This is a genomic window from Sphingopyxis sp. KK2, assembly GCF_001990265.1.
Classification (GTDB): Bacteria; Pseudomonadota; Alphaproteobacteria; order Sphingomonadales; family Sphingomonadaceae; genus Sphingopyxis.
On sequence record NZ_LYVN01000094.1, the window covers coordinates 1 to 16798 of the forward strand.

Below are 16798 nucleotides of genomic sequence, written 5' to 3' on the forward strand. Positions count from 1 at the left end.
TCAAGGCCGAAGAAGCCCGTCTCTACGACGCGCGGCGCCGCAGCCTCGCGAGTTCGCTCGGGCTGATCGACGAATCGCTGGCGCTGATCGGCAAGGAAGTGTCGATCGGCCAGTCGCTGATCGAGGTCGGTGCGGCGAGCAATGCCGAGGTGCTGCGCCTGCGCCGCCAGCAGGCCGACCTTCAGCTCAAAAAGGCCGACCTCCGCTCGCAATATATCGTCGAAGCGCGGCAGGATCTCGCCAAGGCCGACGAGGAGGTGCAGGCGCTGGCGCCGGTGGTGCGCGGCCGGTCGAATACGCTCGAACGGCTGACGTTGCGCTCGCCGGTGCGCGGGATCGTCAAGAGCATCGAGGTATCGACCGTCGGCGGCGTCATCCCGCCCAACGGCAAGCTGATGGAAATCATCCCGATGGGCGACCAGTTGATGATCGAGGCGCGCATGTCGCCCCGCGACATCGCCTTCATCCGCCCCGGCCAGCGCGCGACGGTCAAGGTCACCGCCTATGACTATGCGATCTATGGCGGGCTGGAAGGCGTGGTCACCAGCATTTCGCCCGACACGATCCGCGACGAGGTGAAGCCCGAAATCTTCTATTACCGCGTCTTCGTCCGCACCAAATCGGATACGCTGGTCAACAAGGCGGGGCGCCGTTTCCCGATCGTCCCCGGCATGATCGCGACGGTCGATGTCCACACCGGCAAAAAGACGGTGCTGCAATATCTGCTGAAGCCACTCAACCGCGCGCGCGAAGGGCTGCGCGAGCGATGAACGCACCGACCTCGCCTCGCCTTGCTGCGCTGCGCGCCGCGATCCCCGACGGCGAAGCCATGGTGACGGGCGGGGTCCGGCGGCACATCCTGTTCGTTTCCGCAACCGACGGAACGAAGCGGGCGACTGTCACGACCATCGTGGCGCCGACGATCGACGACGCCTGGGCCCGCGTCGCGGATATTGCGGATGGCAGCGAGTGGCTGCGCATCGACTGCGTCGACGCAGTGGAAAAGACGCACTGGAAAGCCCTGCACGCGCGGCTCAGGGAAACCAAGCGCGGCTATTTCCGTCTCGGCATCGCGCTCGACCTCGCTTTCGACCATGCCTTCCTGGAAACCGAACTGAACGCCAATGCCATGCTTTATGGCGGCGGACAGGAGGTCGCGGCGGTGCTCAACCCCGGCAACTTCCGTCGCTACGCCGCGCAGCGCTATCCCGGCTTCGTGCCCGATTTCGACGACAATCGGATAGTCTGGTTGTTCACGACGCGCGGCGCCTTCGTCGGCGAAGACGGCGTCGTCCATCCGATTGCGGCGCAGGGGCTGGAAACCGGGCGCCGCGGCGTACCCGCGCTCGATCCCGACACATTGTTCGCTCTGGTCGACCGCGGCAGCCGCTATCTCGCGACGCAGGTGCAGGCCGACGGGCGCTTCCACTATGGCTGGCATCCCTGCTTCGACCGCGCGATCCCGGCCTATAACAGCCTGCGCCATGCGAGCAGCACCTATGCGATGCTCGAAGCGCTCGAAGTCACGCAGGACTGCGATCTTGGCGACGCGATCGACCGCGCGCTGGCCTGTCTCGTCACCGACCTCATCCGCCATGAGATATTGGCCGACGGTACGCGCGCGGCCTTTCTGATCGACACGGGCGGCGAGATCAAATTGGGCGGCAATGCCGTCGCGATCCTGGCGATCGCCAAATATGTCGAGCTGTCGGGCGACCGCAGCCAGATCGCGTTGCTGGACGCGTTGGCAGAGGGCATATTGCATATGCAGGACCCGGCGGACGGCAGTTTCGTCCATGTCCTGCGCCATCCCTCGCTCGAGGTTAAGCAGGCGCGCCGCACCATCTATTACGACGGAGAGGCGGCCTTCGCGCTGATGCGCCTCCACGCGCTGACCGGCGAGGCGCGCTGGCTCGCCGCGGTGGAAAAGGCGTTCGGCCACTTCATCGCGGCCGAACATTGGCAGGCGCATGACCATTGGCTCGGCTATGCCGCGAACGAGCTGACCCGGCGGCGTCCCGAGCCCGAATATTTCCGCTTCGGCATCGCCAATGTGCGCGACTATCTGGACTTCGTCCGCGACCGCATCACGACCTTCCCGACCTTGCTCGAACTGATGACGGCGGCCGAAAAGATGGTCGCGCGGCTGCGCGCCGACCCCGCCCGTGCGCCGCTGCTCGCCGATCTCGACCTGCCCGCCTTCTATGACGCGATGCACCGGCGCGCGCAGCATCTGCTCAACGGTCATTTCTGGCCCGAACTGGCGATGTATTTCGCCGCGCCGGCCAAGATCGCGGGCAGCTTCTTCATCCGTCACCATGCGTTTCGCGTCCGCATCGACGATGTCGAACATTATCTGTCGGGGCTGGTCGCCTATCGTAGCTATCTGCTCGCGGCCGAGAATGGCGACGGACGCGCGCATGAGCAGGAGCCACCCGGCGAAACGCGCCGCCACTGGACCCCCGGCCATGTCCAGCGTGCGACCGGCGGCCGCTGGGACTGCCCGCCAGACGACGGCTGGTCGGCGAGCGGCCTCATCATCTCGGCACCCCAGATGCACGGCGGCGCGATGGTCGCAGTGCGTGAAACGGACGACAAGGCGGGCGTTCCGCGCTTCCAGCTCGCCAGGCTGGCCCATCCGCCCGCCGCGCTGATCGTCGCGGAAACCGAGGATCGCGTCGACCTGCCCGTCCCGCAACTCGCGGTGCCGAATGTCGGGCGCGCGGTGCTGCGCCTCGGCGGCTTCGCGCGGGCGCGCATGAGCGGCAAGATCTTCGCGGTCACCGGGAGCGCGGGCAAGACAACGGTCTCGGCGATGCTCGCCAATGCACTCGGCGCCTTCGGTGCGGTGGGCGAGACGCGCGCCAACGCCAACCTCCCGCACGGCATCGCGTGGAACCTTGCCTCCATTCCGTGGGACACCCCGAATGTCGTGCTCGAGCTCGCGATCGGGCGGATGGCGGCAAACGCGCAACTGGCGCGGCCGCATGTCGCGATCTTCACCAACATCTCGCCGGCGCATCTCGAATATCATTCCGACCTCGCGACGATCGCCACGCGCAAGGCCCGCATCTTCACCGGCATGGCGCCCGGCGACATCGCCGTGCTGAATCGCGAGATGGCCGAATGGGAACGCGTACATATGGCCGCGAAGCTGCGCGGGTTGCGCATCGTCCACTATGGCGTGTCAGCGGGCTGCGACGCCCGGCTGACCGGCCACGATCCCGCGACGGGCGAGGTGCGCGCCGAACTGGACGGCCGGGCGATCGCCTATCGACTGGCGGCGCCGGGCCTGCATATGGCGCTCAACAGCCTCGCGGTGCTCGCGGCCACCTCCGCCGCCGGCTATGCGATCGAGCCCGTCCTGGCGCGGCTGGCTTCCTTCCGGCCGCTCGCCGGGCGCGGCGCCGAGCACCGGCTGCGGCTCGGCGGGCGCGAGGTCATCCTGATCGACGATGCCTACAACGCCAACCCGGGGTCGATGGACGCCGCCTTTGCGGCGCTCGGGGCGCGCCGCGACGGGTCGCGCAAACTCGCGGTCCTCGGCGAAATGCTGGAACTCGGCCCCGACGCCGCCGCCTATCACAGCGCGCTCGCCGCCGGCATCGCCAACCATGGCATCGGCGGCGCCTATGCCGTGGGCGCGCTTTACGACGGCTTTTGGGACGCGCTGCCCGCCGAGCGCCGTTGCGGGCGCGCCGCCTCGCCCGACGGGCTGCAGGATCTGCTCCTTCGCGAGCTGCGCGACGGCGACCTGTTGCTGGTCAAGGGATCGCACGGCAGCGGAATGCACCATCTGGTCGACTGGCTGGTGGCGGAAGCCGGGCGGCAAGACGCCGCCGCGCCATTTACACAGGAGCTGCGCCATGCGGGGTGATCGCGACCCGCTGCGCCGCCGTCCCGAGGCGGAACGCCCACCGGCCGATGCCGCCCTGCGGTTTCCCGCCGCTTCGCGGGCGGTCACGGCGATGTCGTCGGCCGCGCGCCGTGCCGGCAGCGTCGCCGAAATGCAGCTCGTCGATCATGCCCGCTGCTTGCTGCGCGCCCGCAACAAGATGGCGCGTGTCGCCCCCGGCCTGCTCCGCGATCCCGCATGGGACATGATGCTCTGCCTGTTCATCAACGGCGAAGAGGGCGGCATTCTCTATGTAAAGCAGCTGATCCTGAGTTCTGGCGAGTCGGCAACGGCGGCGCTGCGTCACATCGACCGGCTAGAAGATGCAGGCTTCATCGAACGCCTGTCCGATCCGCTCGATCGCCGCCGCGTCATCGTTCGCTTGTCCGAATCAGGTCGGGCAGCGATGTTCGCCATGCTGGAAGATGCTTTTCAGGCGGCGATCAAATCGGACGACAATCACGTCGAAGATCGTTGAATCATTACATGATTAATATTCGCTCCTGAAACGGATCAATTTTTCGGCAACTCGAAGTGCTGCTCCTGAATTAATCGAAATAGCCATAACTTCTTCGCCGCGTGCGCGCGACGGGGAGGTTCGACAGGGAGCGGGCCTTGCCTGATTATACCAAACAACCATGGCCACCGTCATCGGTCGCGGGCGATCCGGCCGATGTCGCTAAGCGCTAGACGAGCCATGGACCGGGAGGGGGATTGAATGGCTCCGCTCCAGACGGCTCCGCCGCCCGAACCGTTCCGGCGCTATTTCGTCCGCCAAGTTGTGCAGCCGATCGCGATCGTCGTGGTGCTCGTCGCCGTCATCGCGGCGCTGGGGTTGTGGTGGACGACCAGCAAGAGCAATCAGGTCGCGCTTGACAGCCAGATCGCCTCCACCCGCCTCGCACTGGCGCGCAGTTCCGAACAGCTGGCCTATGAACAGCAAAGCATCGCGACCTGGGAACAATTGGTCGAACAATCGACGCGCCCGTCACCCGACCAGGCTTGGCTGGACGTCGAGATCGGAGCATGGCTGGCCGACGTCTTCGGCCATGATATGAGCTTCATCCTGGGCCCCGGCGACGAACCCCTTTATGCCTATGTTGCAGGACAGGCGCGACGATCGCCGCAAAGCTTCGAGCCGTTTCGTGCCGCCCTTTCCCCGCTGATCGTCGCGGCCCGGGCCGGCGGCGAACGATCGGCCAACAGCCTTCTGCGACCGGACACGGTCTATGCCGCCGACGCGGTTGCGCTGGCCGGACGGCCGGCGGTCGCCAGCGTGATGCGGATCGGCGAGGGCGGCACCGAAACGAATACCGATGACCGCCTGATTGTCAGCGTGCGCTTCATCGACGGCGCCTATCTGCGACAGGTGGCGCTGTGGGGCGATATCGACGGGTTGCGCTTCGGCGATACGCCCAATGCGCTCGGTTCGGAAGCGATGGTCGAACTCAAAGATCGCGCCGGCCGCCGCATCGGCTATTTCTTCTGGAAACCAAAGCTGCCCGGAACCGAAATATTGAAGATATTGGGCCCGCTGTCGCTCGGCCTCATGCTGCTCTTGGCCGCCATCATGGCGATGCTCGTCCGATCGCTGTGGAAATCCGGCAACCGCCTGTCGTCGGCGATGATCGATCTGCGGGCCAGCGAAGCTCAGGCGCAGCATCTCGCTTTTCACGACGTGCTGACCGGGCTGCCCAACCGGGCGCTGTTCAACGACCGCCTGGACCAGGCGCTGGCGCGCGCGCGGCGCGGCCGGTCCTTCGCCGTGCTCGCCATGGACCTCGACCGCTTCAAGCAGGTCAACGACACGCTGGGCCACGCCATCGGCGACCTCCTGATCCGCAGCTTTGCCTCGCGACTGCAACGGATCGTGCGCGAGGTCGACACCATCGCCCGCCTCGGCGGCGACGAATTCATGGTGATCCTGTCCGATGCGCCCAAGCGCCGCGACGTCGAATCCATCTGCGAGAGAATTCTGGCTGCGGTACGCGAGCCTTTCGAACTCGGCGGAAGCCGTGCCTTCGTCGGCATCAGCATCGGGGTCGTGCGCGTTCCCGATGCCGGTGTCGACCGCGGCGAATTGATCCGCAAGGCCGATATCGCGCTCTATCGCGCCAAGAGCGAGGGTCGCAGCGGCTATCGCATCTTCACCCCGTGCATGGATGCCAGCGTGAAGATGCGGGCGGAACTGGAGGTCGACCTGCGCGACGCACTGGCCAGGGGCGGTGAGCTTGAGGTGCATTACCAGCCCGAAGTCGGGCCGGACGGGCGCACGATCGTCGGCATGGAAGCCCTGCTGCGCTGGAACCATCCGACCCGCGGCTCGATCCCGCCCGAGCGGATCATCCCTATTGCCGAGGAAACCGGGCTCATCGATCACCTCGATGATTTCGTGTTCGGCGAGGCTTGCAGGATGGCGGGGCGCTGGCCCGACCTCTTCATCGCGGTCAACCTGTCGGCCGTGCGGTTCCGGTCGGAAAAACTGGCCGAGAAGATCATCGCGATCGCCGCGCGCGGAGGTTGCCATCCGCGCCAGATCGAACTGGAGATCACGGAAAATGTCCTGCTGCAGGACGAGGAGGTGGCGCGATCCATCCTCGAGCGCCTGCGCGCTGCCGGATTCCGCATCGCGCTCGACGATTTCGGGACCGGCTATTCGAGCCTCAGCTACCTGCGCAAGTTTCGCGTCGACAAGATCAAGATCGATCGGTCCTTCACCCAGAATCTGACGCAAGACGCCGAAGCGGCGGCGATCGTCGCGTCGATGGTGACGCTCGGCCATGCGATCGGACTGACTGTCACCGCCGAAGGGGTCGAGAACCGCGACCAGATGCGGCTGCTTTCCGATGCCGGCTGCAACGAACTACAAGGCTATCTCTTCGCCCGCCCTATGCCCGAGGCCGAAATATCCAAGCTCCTGCAACTGAGAAGGACTGCGGCCTGACAGGAACACGATTGGAATTGGCCGAAATCGCTGAAACACCTGCTAAAACAGCGAACAGCGAAACGACGACGGCAAGTGATTTTGTGGCGTTGATTGCCGTCCCCCCTGGCTGAACCGAGATCGAAACCGGACTCGGGTCCGAAAACCGTCGGACGGCGACAAAGGCGGGCGTGAAGTCCGCCGGTGGCTTTTTGGCCGGCGCGGCCCATCGGCTTTTGGTAACCTATTTCGTCAAACAGACACTCGACGCGCGGATAATGTCGCGAACGACAAAGCCTCTGGTAGATTTGTGCGTTGCAGCGTAAAGGCGCGACCATGCGGATCGCGATCATCGATACCAGTGCGGGGCGAGCGGCCGTTATATCCGACGGTTTGCGCGACGCGGGTCTTCACGATCTTATACTTGTCGATACGACCAGGCCGCTTGTTGCCCAGATCGAGGCTGCGGCGCCCGACGTCGTGCTCATCAATCTCGAAAACCCGAGCCGCGACCTGCTCGAGGATTTCTTCGCCATGTCGCGCGCGCTCGCGCGGCCGATCGCGATGTTCGTCGACCAGAGCGACGCCGAGGCGACCGGCGCCGCGATCGATGCCGGCGTCTCCGCCTATGTCGTCGACGGGCTGTCGAAGCAGCGGATCAAGCCGGTGATCGACCTCGCCGTACGGCGTTTCCAGGCCTTTTCGAGGCTCCAGCGCGAACTCGACGATGCCAAGAATGCGCTCGCCGAGCGCGCCGTCATCGACAAGGCCAAGGCGATATTGATGAAGCGGCGCCAGATCGACGAACCCGCGGCCTATGCGCTGCTCCGCGGCCAGGCGATGCGCACCAACCGCCGGATCTCGGAGATCGCAGAGGCGATCGTCACCAGCGAAGCGCTGATGGGAGACATGGAATGACCAGCGAGACATTCCGCATCGGCTTCCTGCCGCTGGTCGACGCCGCGCTGCCGATCCTCGCGCACGAGCTCGGCTTCGCGGCGCGCGAGGGCCTGACGATCGAGCTGGTACGCGACATGACCTGGGCGACGGTGCGCGACCGGCTGCTTTACGGCCACACCGACGCCGCGCACATGATCGCGCCGCTGGCCATCGCAACGACGCTCGGCCGCGACCGGCCACCGGTGCCGCTGGCGGTGCCCTTCGTGCTCGGGCTCAACGGCAATGCCGTGACCTTTTCGACCCGGCTCGCGGAAGAGGTCGAACTTGGCGAGGCGCTCGGCGATCCACTCGCGATCGGCGCCGCGCTGAAACGCGTGGCCGCGACGCGCGCCGCCGCGGGCAAGCCGCTGCGCTTTGGCGTCGTCCATCGCTATTCGAGCCACAACTACATGCTCCGCTACTGGCTCGCGGGCGTCGGCGTCCGCCCCGACCAGGATGTCGAAATCATCGTCACCAGCCCGCCCTTCGCCGCCGACGCGCTCGCCGCGGGCGACGTCGACGGCATTTGCGTCGGCGAGCCGTGGAACTCGATCGCCGTCGATCGCGGCGTCGGCCATATCGCGCTGGCAACCGCCCAAATCTGGCGCCGCGGGGTCGAAAAGGTGCTCGCGATGCGCGAAGCCGTTCTCGACGAACGCCGCGAGGAAGTCGAAGCACTGGTTCGCGCCGTGCATGCAGCGGCGGCACATTTCATCGAACCCGGCGCCGCCGAGGAAAGCGCCGACATATTGGCGCGGCCCGAATATCTCGACGCGCCGCAGGACGCGATCCTGCGCGCGATCACCGACCGCATCCGCCTGACCCCCGGCGGCGACCCGATCCACTACCCCGATTTCATGTTCCAGTATCGCGAGGCCGCGAATTTCCCCTGGCGGAGCCAGGCCGCATGGCTTTATTCGCAGATGGTGCGTTGGGACTATATGGCGTTCGACAGCGCCGAAGCGGCGGCGGCCAGCGACGTCTTCCGCCCTGACATTTATCGCGCCGCGCTCGCCGGCTCGGGCGCCCCGCTTCCGGGCGCAAGTTCGAAGCTCGAAGGCGGCCTCCACGAACCGATAGGCGCCGGGTCGACGCAGGGTCGCCTGACGCTCGGCAGCGACCGGTTTTTCGATGGCCGCGCCTTCGATCCCGACGATATCCAGGCCTATCTCGCTGAACTGCCGTAGCTTTTATTTTATGCTGCACGTGCGAAATAACCGCTTGCGGGAAGCCCGCGAATCAGGCAGCTTAAACGCACTCGGCAGGGCTGCCGGGGCAGGATAAAGCGGCGACGGCTCCAACGAAGGGGCTGGCCCGCGCGGCACATGGGGAGCCTTTCCCCATAATCCCAACAGGCAATGAAGCCGTCAGGATGCGCCCGCGTGGCCGCCGTCCTGGCGGCTTTTTTATTGCCCGTCACGCGAAGGGGACGGACGATGACGACTGCAAACACGGGCGCCGCGGCACCCAAATCGGGCTTCTGGGCGAGCGGCCACTGGCCGACCCTCGTCGCCGCCTTTCTCTATTTCGACCTCGCCTTCATGGTGTGGGTCATTCTTGGCCCCCTCGCCCCTGCGATCTCCGAAGACCTCGGCCTGACCCCGGCGCAAAAGGGGCTTATGGTTGCGGTGCCGACGCTCGCCGGTGCGGTGTTGCGCGTCGTCAACGGCCTGCTCGTCGACCGCATCGGGCCGAAGCGCTCGGGCGCGATCAGCCAACTCATCGTCATCGCGGGGCTGTTCGCCGCCTGGTTCTTCGGCGTCCACAGCTTCGCGGGCACGCTCGCGCTCGGCGTGATCCTCGGCTTCGCCGGCGCCAGCTTCGCGATCGCCCTCCCCCTCGCCAGCCGCTGGTATCCGCCCGAGCATCAGGGCAAGGCGATGGGGCTCGCCGGCATGGGCAATTCGGGCACCGTGCTCGCCGCGCTCTTCGCCCCCGGCCTCGCCAAGCTGTTCGGCTGGAACGCCGTGCTCGGCCTCGCCTGCATCCCGCTGACGATCGTCTTCTTCGTCTATCTCGCGCTGGCGAAGGATGCGCCGGGCGCCCCCGCGCCGAAGCGGCTCGTCGACTATTTCGAGCCGCTGAAGAGCGCCGACGCCTGGTGGCTGATGGCCTTCTACTCGGTGACGTTCGGCGGTTTCGTCGGGCTCGCCGCCTCGCTCCCGATCTATTTCACCGACCAGTTCCACCTCACCCCGGTGATGGCGGGCTATTGCACCGCGGCCTGCGTCTTCGCCGGATCGCTGGTGCGCCCGATGGGCGGCGCGCTCGCCGACCGCATCGGCGGGGTCAAGGCGCTGATGATGGTGTTCGTCGTCGCCGCGCTGGCGCTCGCCGGGGTCCCGCAGGCCGCAACGCTGCCCGCCGCGCTCACCCTGTTCGTCATTGCGATGCTCGCACTCGGCACCGGCAACGGCTCGGTGTTCCAGCTCGTGCCGCAGCGCTTCTCGGCCGAGATCGGCGTGATGACCGGGCTCGTCGGCATGGCGGGCGGCGTCGGCGGTTTCTACCTCGCCTCCTCGCTCGGCTTCGCCAAGCAGTGGAGCGGCAGCTTCGGCCCCGGCTTCTACATCTTCGCGGGTCTCGCGGTGCTCGCGCTGGTCGGACTGATCTTCGTCAAGGGCCAGTGGCGCGCAACCTGGGGCGCGGCCGAAGGCGTGCGGATCTAACATCATGACCCGCACCCTCATCCTCCTGCTGGCGCTAGCGCCGGCCGGGGTGGCGCACGCCCAGGACGTCACCCTCAAACCGCTCGGCGAAGCCCGGCTACGCTACGAGAGCGTTGATCAGGACGGCCTCGCCGCCGAGGCCGACGCGCTGACCCTGCGCGTCCGCGCCGGGGTCGAGGCGAAGGCCGGGCGCTGGTCGGCGCTCGTCGAGGGCCAAGGCAACCTCGCCCTCGTCGACGACTATTTCGATGGCCTCCACGGCGGCGCGACGCGGCCGCTGGTGGCCGATCCGCAGAATATCGCCCTCGCCCGCGCCCAGCTCCGCTACGCCTCGCCGACCTTCGCCGTCACCGCGGGACGCCAGCGGATCGCGCTCGACGACGAACGCTTCGTCGGCGCGGTGCCCTTCCGCCAGAACGGCCAGAGCTTCGACGCGCTGCGCGCCGAAATCACGCCGATCAAGGGCGTAAAGGCCGATGTCAGCTATGCATGGAGCGTGCGCACCGTCTGGGGCATCGACGGCGCCGGCGCGCGGCAGCAGGCGGTGTCGGGGGACAATGTCTTCGGCAATCTCAGCGTGCAGACGCCGGTCGGCAAGGCCGTCGCCTTCGCGTATCTCGTCGACCAGGACGAGGCCGCGATGCAGGGCTTTCGCCTGTCGAGCCAGAGCTATGGCGTCCGCCTCGACGGCAGCCAGACGCTCGGCAAGGCGAAGGTCGCCTACCAGTTCAGCTATGCGCGCCAGTCCGACTGGCACCGCAACCCCAATGATTACGCAGCCGACTATTGGCTCGCCGATGTCGCGGTCGATCTTGGCGGCCCCCGGGTCGGCGCCGGGTACGAGATACTCGGCGCCGGCAACGGCGCAGCCGTCACCAGCTTCCAGACCCCGCTCGCCACCGGGTTCAAATATCAGGGCTGGGCCGACAAATTCCTCACCACCCCGCCCGACGGCGTGCGCGACCTTTATGCGAGCGCGGGTTGGGGCTGGAAAGTGGTCGGCCCGCTCAAGGCGGTGACGCTGCAAGCGGTCTACCACGACTATCGCAGCGACCGCGCCGGCCGCGCCTACGGCGAAGAGATCGACCTGCTCGCCAGCGCGAGGCTCGGCAAGCTCACCGCCTCCGCCCGCTACGCGCACTACGACGCCGACACTTTCGCCACCGACACCGACAAATATTGGCTGCAACTGGACTGGATGCTCTGATGGAACACCGCCCCCTCAAACCCGCCGCCGATACGCGCGAGCATCTGGTCGTCATCGGCAACGGCATGGCCGGCTGCCGCGCCGTCGAGGAATTGCTCGCGCGCGATCCGAACCGCTATCGCGTCACGATCTTCGGCGCCGAACCGCGCGTCAATTACAACCGCATCATGCTCTCCCCCGTGCTCGCGGGCGAGAAATGCTTCGACGATATCGTGATCAACGACGCCGCATGGTACGCCGACAATGGCATCGCGCTCGTCGCGGGTGACCCGGTGCTTGCAATCGACCGCGCCGCCAAAACGGTTATGACACGCAGCGGGCTTAGCGAAGCTTATGACCGGCTGCTGATCGCGACCGGTTCCGATCCCTTCATCATCCCCGTCCCCGGCAAGGACCTGCCCGGCGTCATCGCCTTCCGCGACATGGACGATGTCGACACGATGCTCGCGGCGGCCGATGCCGGTGGTGACGCGGTGGTGATCGGCGGCGGGCTGCTCGGGCTCGAGGCCGCCCACGGCCTGTCCCTGCGCGGCATGAAGGTCACCGTCATCCACCTGATGCCGACCCTGATGGAACGCCAGCTCGACGAGGCCGCAGGATGGCTGCTCAAGAATGCGCTCGAGGCGCGCGGCCAGACGATCCTCACCGGCGCCGACACCGCCGAGATCGTCGGGGACGGCAAGGTCGAGGGCGTGAAGCTCAAGGACGGGACGCTGATCCCCGCCAGCCTCGTCGTGATGGCGGTCGGCATCCGCCCGTCGGTCGCGCTCGCCCGCGACGCCGGACTCGCCGTCGGGCGCGGTATCCAGGTCGACGACCATATGGTCACCAGCGACCCCGCCGTGCTCGCGGTCGGCGAATGCGTCGAGCATGACGGGCAGGTCTACGGCCTCGTCGCGCCGCTGTGGGACATGTGCCGGAGCCTCGCCGACGGACTGGTCGAGAAACCCAGCGGCTATCGCGGTTCGGTGACCTCGACCAAGCTCAAGGTGTCGGGGATCGACGTTTTTTCGGCCGGCGACTTCTCGGGCGGCGACGGCTGCGAGGATATCGTGCTGCGCGACGCGAGCCGCGGCGTCTACAAGCGCGTGATCGTCAAGGACGACCGCATCGTCGGCGCGGTGCTCTACGGCGACACCGCCGACGGCAGCTGGTATTTCGACCTGCTCAAGAAGCAGGAGGACGTCTCCGATCTCCGCGACCTCCTCATCTTCGGCCAGGCCTTCGCCGCAGGAGGCGGCGCGGCGGACCCTAAGGCGGCCGTTGCGGCGCTCTCGGACGATGCCGAGATCTGCGGCTGCAACGGCGTCACCAAGGGCCAGGTCGTCTCGTGCATCGCCAAGGGCGCGCACAGCCTCGACGCGGTGCGCGGCACCTGCAAGGCGTCGGCGAGTTGCGGCAGCTGCACCGGCCTCGTCGAAAATCTGCTCGCACTCACCCTCGGCGACGAGGTCCAGTCGGGGCCCAAGACGATGTGCAAATGCACCAGCTTCGGTCACGACGACGTCCGCCGCGAAATCGTCGCGCAGGCGATGCGCTCGATCCCCGAAGTGATGCAGCAGCTGCACTGGACCACCCCCGACGGCTGCTCCTCATGCCGCCCCGCGCTCAATTATTATCTGCTCTGCGCGCTGCCCGGTGACTATGTCGACGACCAGCAAAGCCGCTTCGTCAACGAGCGCCTCCACGCCAATATCCAGAAGGACGGCACTTACTCGGTCGTCCCGCGCATGTGGGGCGGGCTCACCAACCCGACCGAGCTGCGCGCGATCGCCGATGTCGTCGAGAAATATAACGCGCCGATGGTCAAGGTCACCGGCGGCCAGCGGCTCGACATTTTCGGGATCAAGAAAGAGGACCTGCCTGCGGTCTGGGCCGATCTCAATGCCGCGGGAATGGTCTCGGGCCATGCCTATGGCAAGGCGCTGCGCACCGTGAAGACCTGCGTCGGGTCCGAATGGTGCCGCTTCGGCACGCAGGATTCGACCGGCCTCGGCGTCAAGCTTGAGCGGATGAGCTGGGGCAGCTGGATGCCGCACAAGTTCAAGATCGCGGTGTCGGGCTGCCCGCGCAACTGCGCCGAGGCGACGATCAAGGATTTCGGAGTCGTCTGCGTCGACAGCGGCTATGAACTCCATGTCGGCGGCAATGGCGGCATCCACGTCCGCGCCACCGACCTCCTCTGCAAGGTCGCGACCGAGCAGGAGGCGATGGACCATTGCGCCGCCTTCATCCAGCTCTACCGCGAGGAAGCGCGCTACCTTGAGCGCACCGCGCCGTGGATCGAGCGCGTCGGGCTCGCACATATCGTCGCCCGCATCGTCGACGACGAACCCGGCCGCGAGGCGCTGCGCGCACGCTTTCTCTTCTCGCAAAGCTTTTCGCAGGATGACCCCTGGGCGCAGCGCGCCGAGGGTGCCGAGGCTGAGCATCATGCGCCGATGGCGCGCTTCACCCCGCAGGAGGAACTGGCATGACGGCCACCGCTGAATGGCTCGACATCGGCTGGGTCGACCAGATTCCCGTACGCGGCAGCCGCACCGTGCAGGTCGAGGGCGGCGACGATATCGCGCTCTTCCGCACCGCCGAGGGCAAAGTGTTCGCCCTCCTCGACCGCTGCCCGCACAAGCATGGCCGCCTCAGCCAGGGCATCGTCCATGGCGGCGCGGTCGCCTGCCCGCTGCACAATTGGCGGATCAGCCTGTCGACCGGCGAGGCGCTGGGCGACGACAAGGGCTGCACACCCACGGTGCCGGTCAAGATCGATGGCGGCCGCGTTCTCATCTGCCGCGCGAGCACGCTGAAGGCCGCCGCCTGATGACGGAGGCCGTCCGCACGACCTGCGCCTATTGCGGCGTCGGCTGCGGCATCCGCGCGACGGTAACGGGCGAACGGAGCGTCGAGATCGCGGGCGATCCCGACCATCCCGCGAACCGCGGTCGCCTCTGCTCCAAGGGTACGCATCTGGGCGAAACGGTGGGATTGGAAGGCCGCCTCCTCCATCCGATGATCGGCAGCAAGCGCACAAGCTGGGACAAGGCGCTCGATCTCGTTGCCAAGCGCTTCAAGGAGACGATCGCGCACCATGGCCCAGGCAGCGTCGCCTTCTACGTCTCGGGCCAGCTCCTCACCGAGGATTATTATGTCGCGAACAAGCTGATGAAGGGCTTCATCGGCACCGCGAATATCGACACCAATTCCAGGCTCTGCATGTCGAGCGCGGTCGCGGGCCACACCCGCGCTTTCGGCGAGGATATCGTCCCCGCCACCTATGACGATCTTGACGCCGCCGACCTGTTCGTCCTCGTCGGATCGAACACCGCCTGGTGCCACCCGATCGTCTATCAGCGCATCCGCGCGCGCTGCGAGGCGGGCGCGAAGCTCGTCGTCATCGACCCGCGCCGTACCGAAACCGCCGAGGAAGCCGACCTGCACCTGCCCATCCGCCCCGGCAGCGACGTCGCGCTGATGAACGGGCTGCTCCAGCATTGCCGCGAAGCGGGCATCGTCGACGACGACTATCTCGCCGCGCATGTCGCGGTACCCACCGAATATTGGACCGAGCTCGGAGAGGGGAACGACCTGTGGTCGGCGGCACGGACGTGCGACGTGCCGGCCGCCGACCTCAGGCGTTTCTACGACCTGTTCGCCGCCACACCGCGCACCGTCACCCTGTTCAGCCAGGGGATCAACCAGGCGACCGCCGGCACCGACCAGGTCAATGCGATCCTCAACCTCCATCTCGCGACCGGGCGGATCGGCAAGCCCGGTGCCGCGCCCTTCTCGATCACCGGCCAGCCCAATGCGATGGGCGGGCGCGAGGTCGGTGGCCTCGCCTCGACGCTCGCCGCGCACATGGATTTCGCCCCCGAAAACCGCGCCCGCGTCCAGCGCTTCTGGGCCTCGCCGACGATGGCCGAAAAGCCGGGCCTGAAGGCGGTCGACCTGTTCCGCGGCATCGGCGAAGGCCGCATAAAGGCGCTGTGGGTGATGGCCACCAACCCCGCCGTGTCGATGCCCAACGCCAATGCGGTACGCGACGCGCTCAAGACCTGCCCCTTCGTCATCGTCAGCGATGTGATCGAAAAGACCGACACCGGCGCCTTTGCCCATGTCCGCCTGCCCGCCGCAGCGTGGGGCGAAAAGGACGGCACCGTCACCAACAGCGACCGGACGATCAGCCGCCAGCGCGCACTGTTTCCTTTGCCCGGCGAAGCGATGCCCGACTGGTGGATCGTCAAGGAAGTCGGGCGGCGCATGGGGTGGAAGACCGCCTTCGCCTACGACCGCCCCGCCGACATCTGGCGCGAACATTGCCGCCTCTCGACCTACGACAATGACGGCGCGCGCCTCTTCGCGCTGCCCGGCGCCGCGCAGGGCGGCACCGCCGCCTATGACGCGATGCAGCCCTTTCGCTGGGGCGGCGACCACCCTTTCGCCGACGGCCGCTTTTCGACCGAGGACGGCCGCGCGCGCCTCGTCCCCGTCGCGCAAAAACCCTTACCCGAACCGCTCGCCAAATGGCCGCTCACGCTCAACACCGGGCGCTACCGCGACCAATGGCACAGTATGACGCGCACCGGCCTTGCCCCGAAGCTCGCGCGCCACCGCGAGGAACCGCTCGTCGACGTCCACCCCGACGACGGCGCCCGCCTCGGGCTCAGCGACGGCGGCCTCGCGCGCGTCGAAACCCCGCAGGGCGACAGCCTCTACCGCGTCGCCTTCCACGCCGGCCAGCGCCCCGGCGAGCTGTTCGTCCCGATCCACTGGACCGACCGCACGGCGAGCGGCGGCCGCACCGGCCTTCTCCCCCGCCCGCTCGTCGATCCGGTGTCGGGCCAGCCGGGGTTCAAGCGCACTCCCGCCGCGATCACCCCCGTCACCCCCAAATGGCGCGGCTTCCTGCTCCTGTCGCATGAGCTCGCCGAGACCCCGCGCTGCCTGTGGGCGACCCGCGTCGCCGTCCCTTCGGGCGTGCTATGGGAAGTCGCGGGCAACGGCGACCTCCGGGCCATCGAGGCGCTGCTCCCCCGCGGGGAGCGCATCGAGGCGCACGACGCCGCGCGCGGCACGCGGCGCATCGCCATCGTCGTCCAGGGCCGCCTCACCGGTGCGCTCTTCGTCACCGAGAGCGGCGAACTGCCGCCGCGCGATTGGCTGATCGC

At 67.2% G+C, this 16798-nt stretch carries 11 protein-coding genes; all 11 read left to right on the forward strand.

Features of this window, described 5'->3' with window-relative positions:
* On the forward strand, window positions 1-770 hold a 770-nt coding region (locus B1A78_RS14990; protein WP_077147736.1), incomplete at its 5' end, for an HlyD family efflux transporter periplasmic adaptor subunit.
* On the forward strand, window positions 767-3877 hold the full coding sequence (locus tag B1A78_RS14995; RefSeq protein ID WP_077147737.1) for a Mur ligase family protein: 3111 nt from the start codon (window positions 767-769) through the stop codon (window positions 3875-3877). The genes B1A78_RS14990 and B1A78_RS14995, both read left to right, overlap by 4 nt.
* Window positions 3878-3968: 91 nt before the next feature.
* Window positions 3969-4373, forward strand: a complete 405-nt coding sequence (locus tag B1A78_RS15000; protein WP_179102060.1) for a MarR family transcriptional regulator — start codon at window positions 3969-3971, stop codon at window positions 4371-4373.
* A 240-nt stretch (window positions 4374-4613) separates the two neighbouring features.
* Complete coding sequence (locus B1A78_RS15005; RefSeq protein ID WP_077147739.1) at window positions 4614-6839, forward strand: bifunctional diguanylate cyclase/phosphodiesterase; 2226 nt, start codon at window positions 4614-4616, stop codon at window positions 6837-6839.
* A gap of 315 nt (window positions 6840-7154) precedes the next feature.
* Entirely contained in the window at window positions 7155-7736 is a 582-nt protein-coding gene (locus tag B1A78_RS15010; protein WP_077147740.1) for an ANTAR domain-containing response regulator, read from the forward strand.
* Window positions 7733-8944 carry an ABC transporter substrate-binding protein gene (locus B1A78_RS15015; RefSeq protein WP_077147741.1) on the forward strand — a complete coding sequence of 404 codons (1212 nt, stop codon included), beginning with the start codon at window positions 7733-7735 and terminating at the stop codon, window positions 8942-8944. The genes B1A78_RS15010 and B1A78_RS15015 overlap by 4 nt, the downstream gene beginning before the upstream one ends.
* A 249-nt stretch (window positions 8945-9193) precedes the next feature.
* Entirely contained in the window at window positions 9194-10426 is a 1233-nt protein-coding gene (locus B1A78_RS15020; protein WP_077147742.1) for a NarK/NasA family nitrate transporter, read from the forward strand.
* 4 nt (window positions 10427-10430) lie between these two features.
* Window positions 10431-11633: a hypothetical protein gene (locus tag B1A78_RS15025; RefSeq protein WP_077147743.1), complete on the forward strand. Its 1203-nt coding sequence runs from the start codon at window positions 10431-10433 to the stop codon at window positions 11631-11633.
* Complete coding sequence (gene nirB / locus B1A78_RS15030; protein WP_077147744.1) at window positions 11633-14110, forward strand: nitrite reductase large subunit NirB; 2478 nt, start codon at window positions 11633-11635, stop codon at window positions 14108-14110. Before B1A78_RS15025 ends, nirB begins: the two co-directional genes overlap by 1 nt.
* On the forward strand, window positions 14107-14451 hold the full coding sequence (nirD, locus tag B1A78_RS15035) for a nitrite reductase small subunit NirD (protein ID WP_077147745.1): 345 nt from the start codon (window positions 14107-14109) through the stop codon (window positions 14449-14451). The genes nirB and nirD overlap by 4 nt, the downstream gene beginning before the upstream one ends.
* Window positions 14451-16798 (forward strand): molybdopterin oxidoreductase family protein (locus tag B1A78_RS15040; RefSeq protein ID WP_077147746.1); only part of this gene is annotated, 2348 nt, incomplete at its 3' end. The genes nirD and B1A78_RS15040, both read left to right, overlap by 1 nt.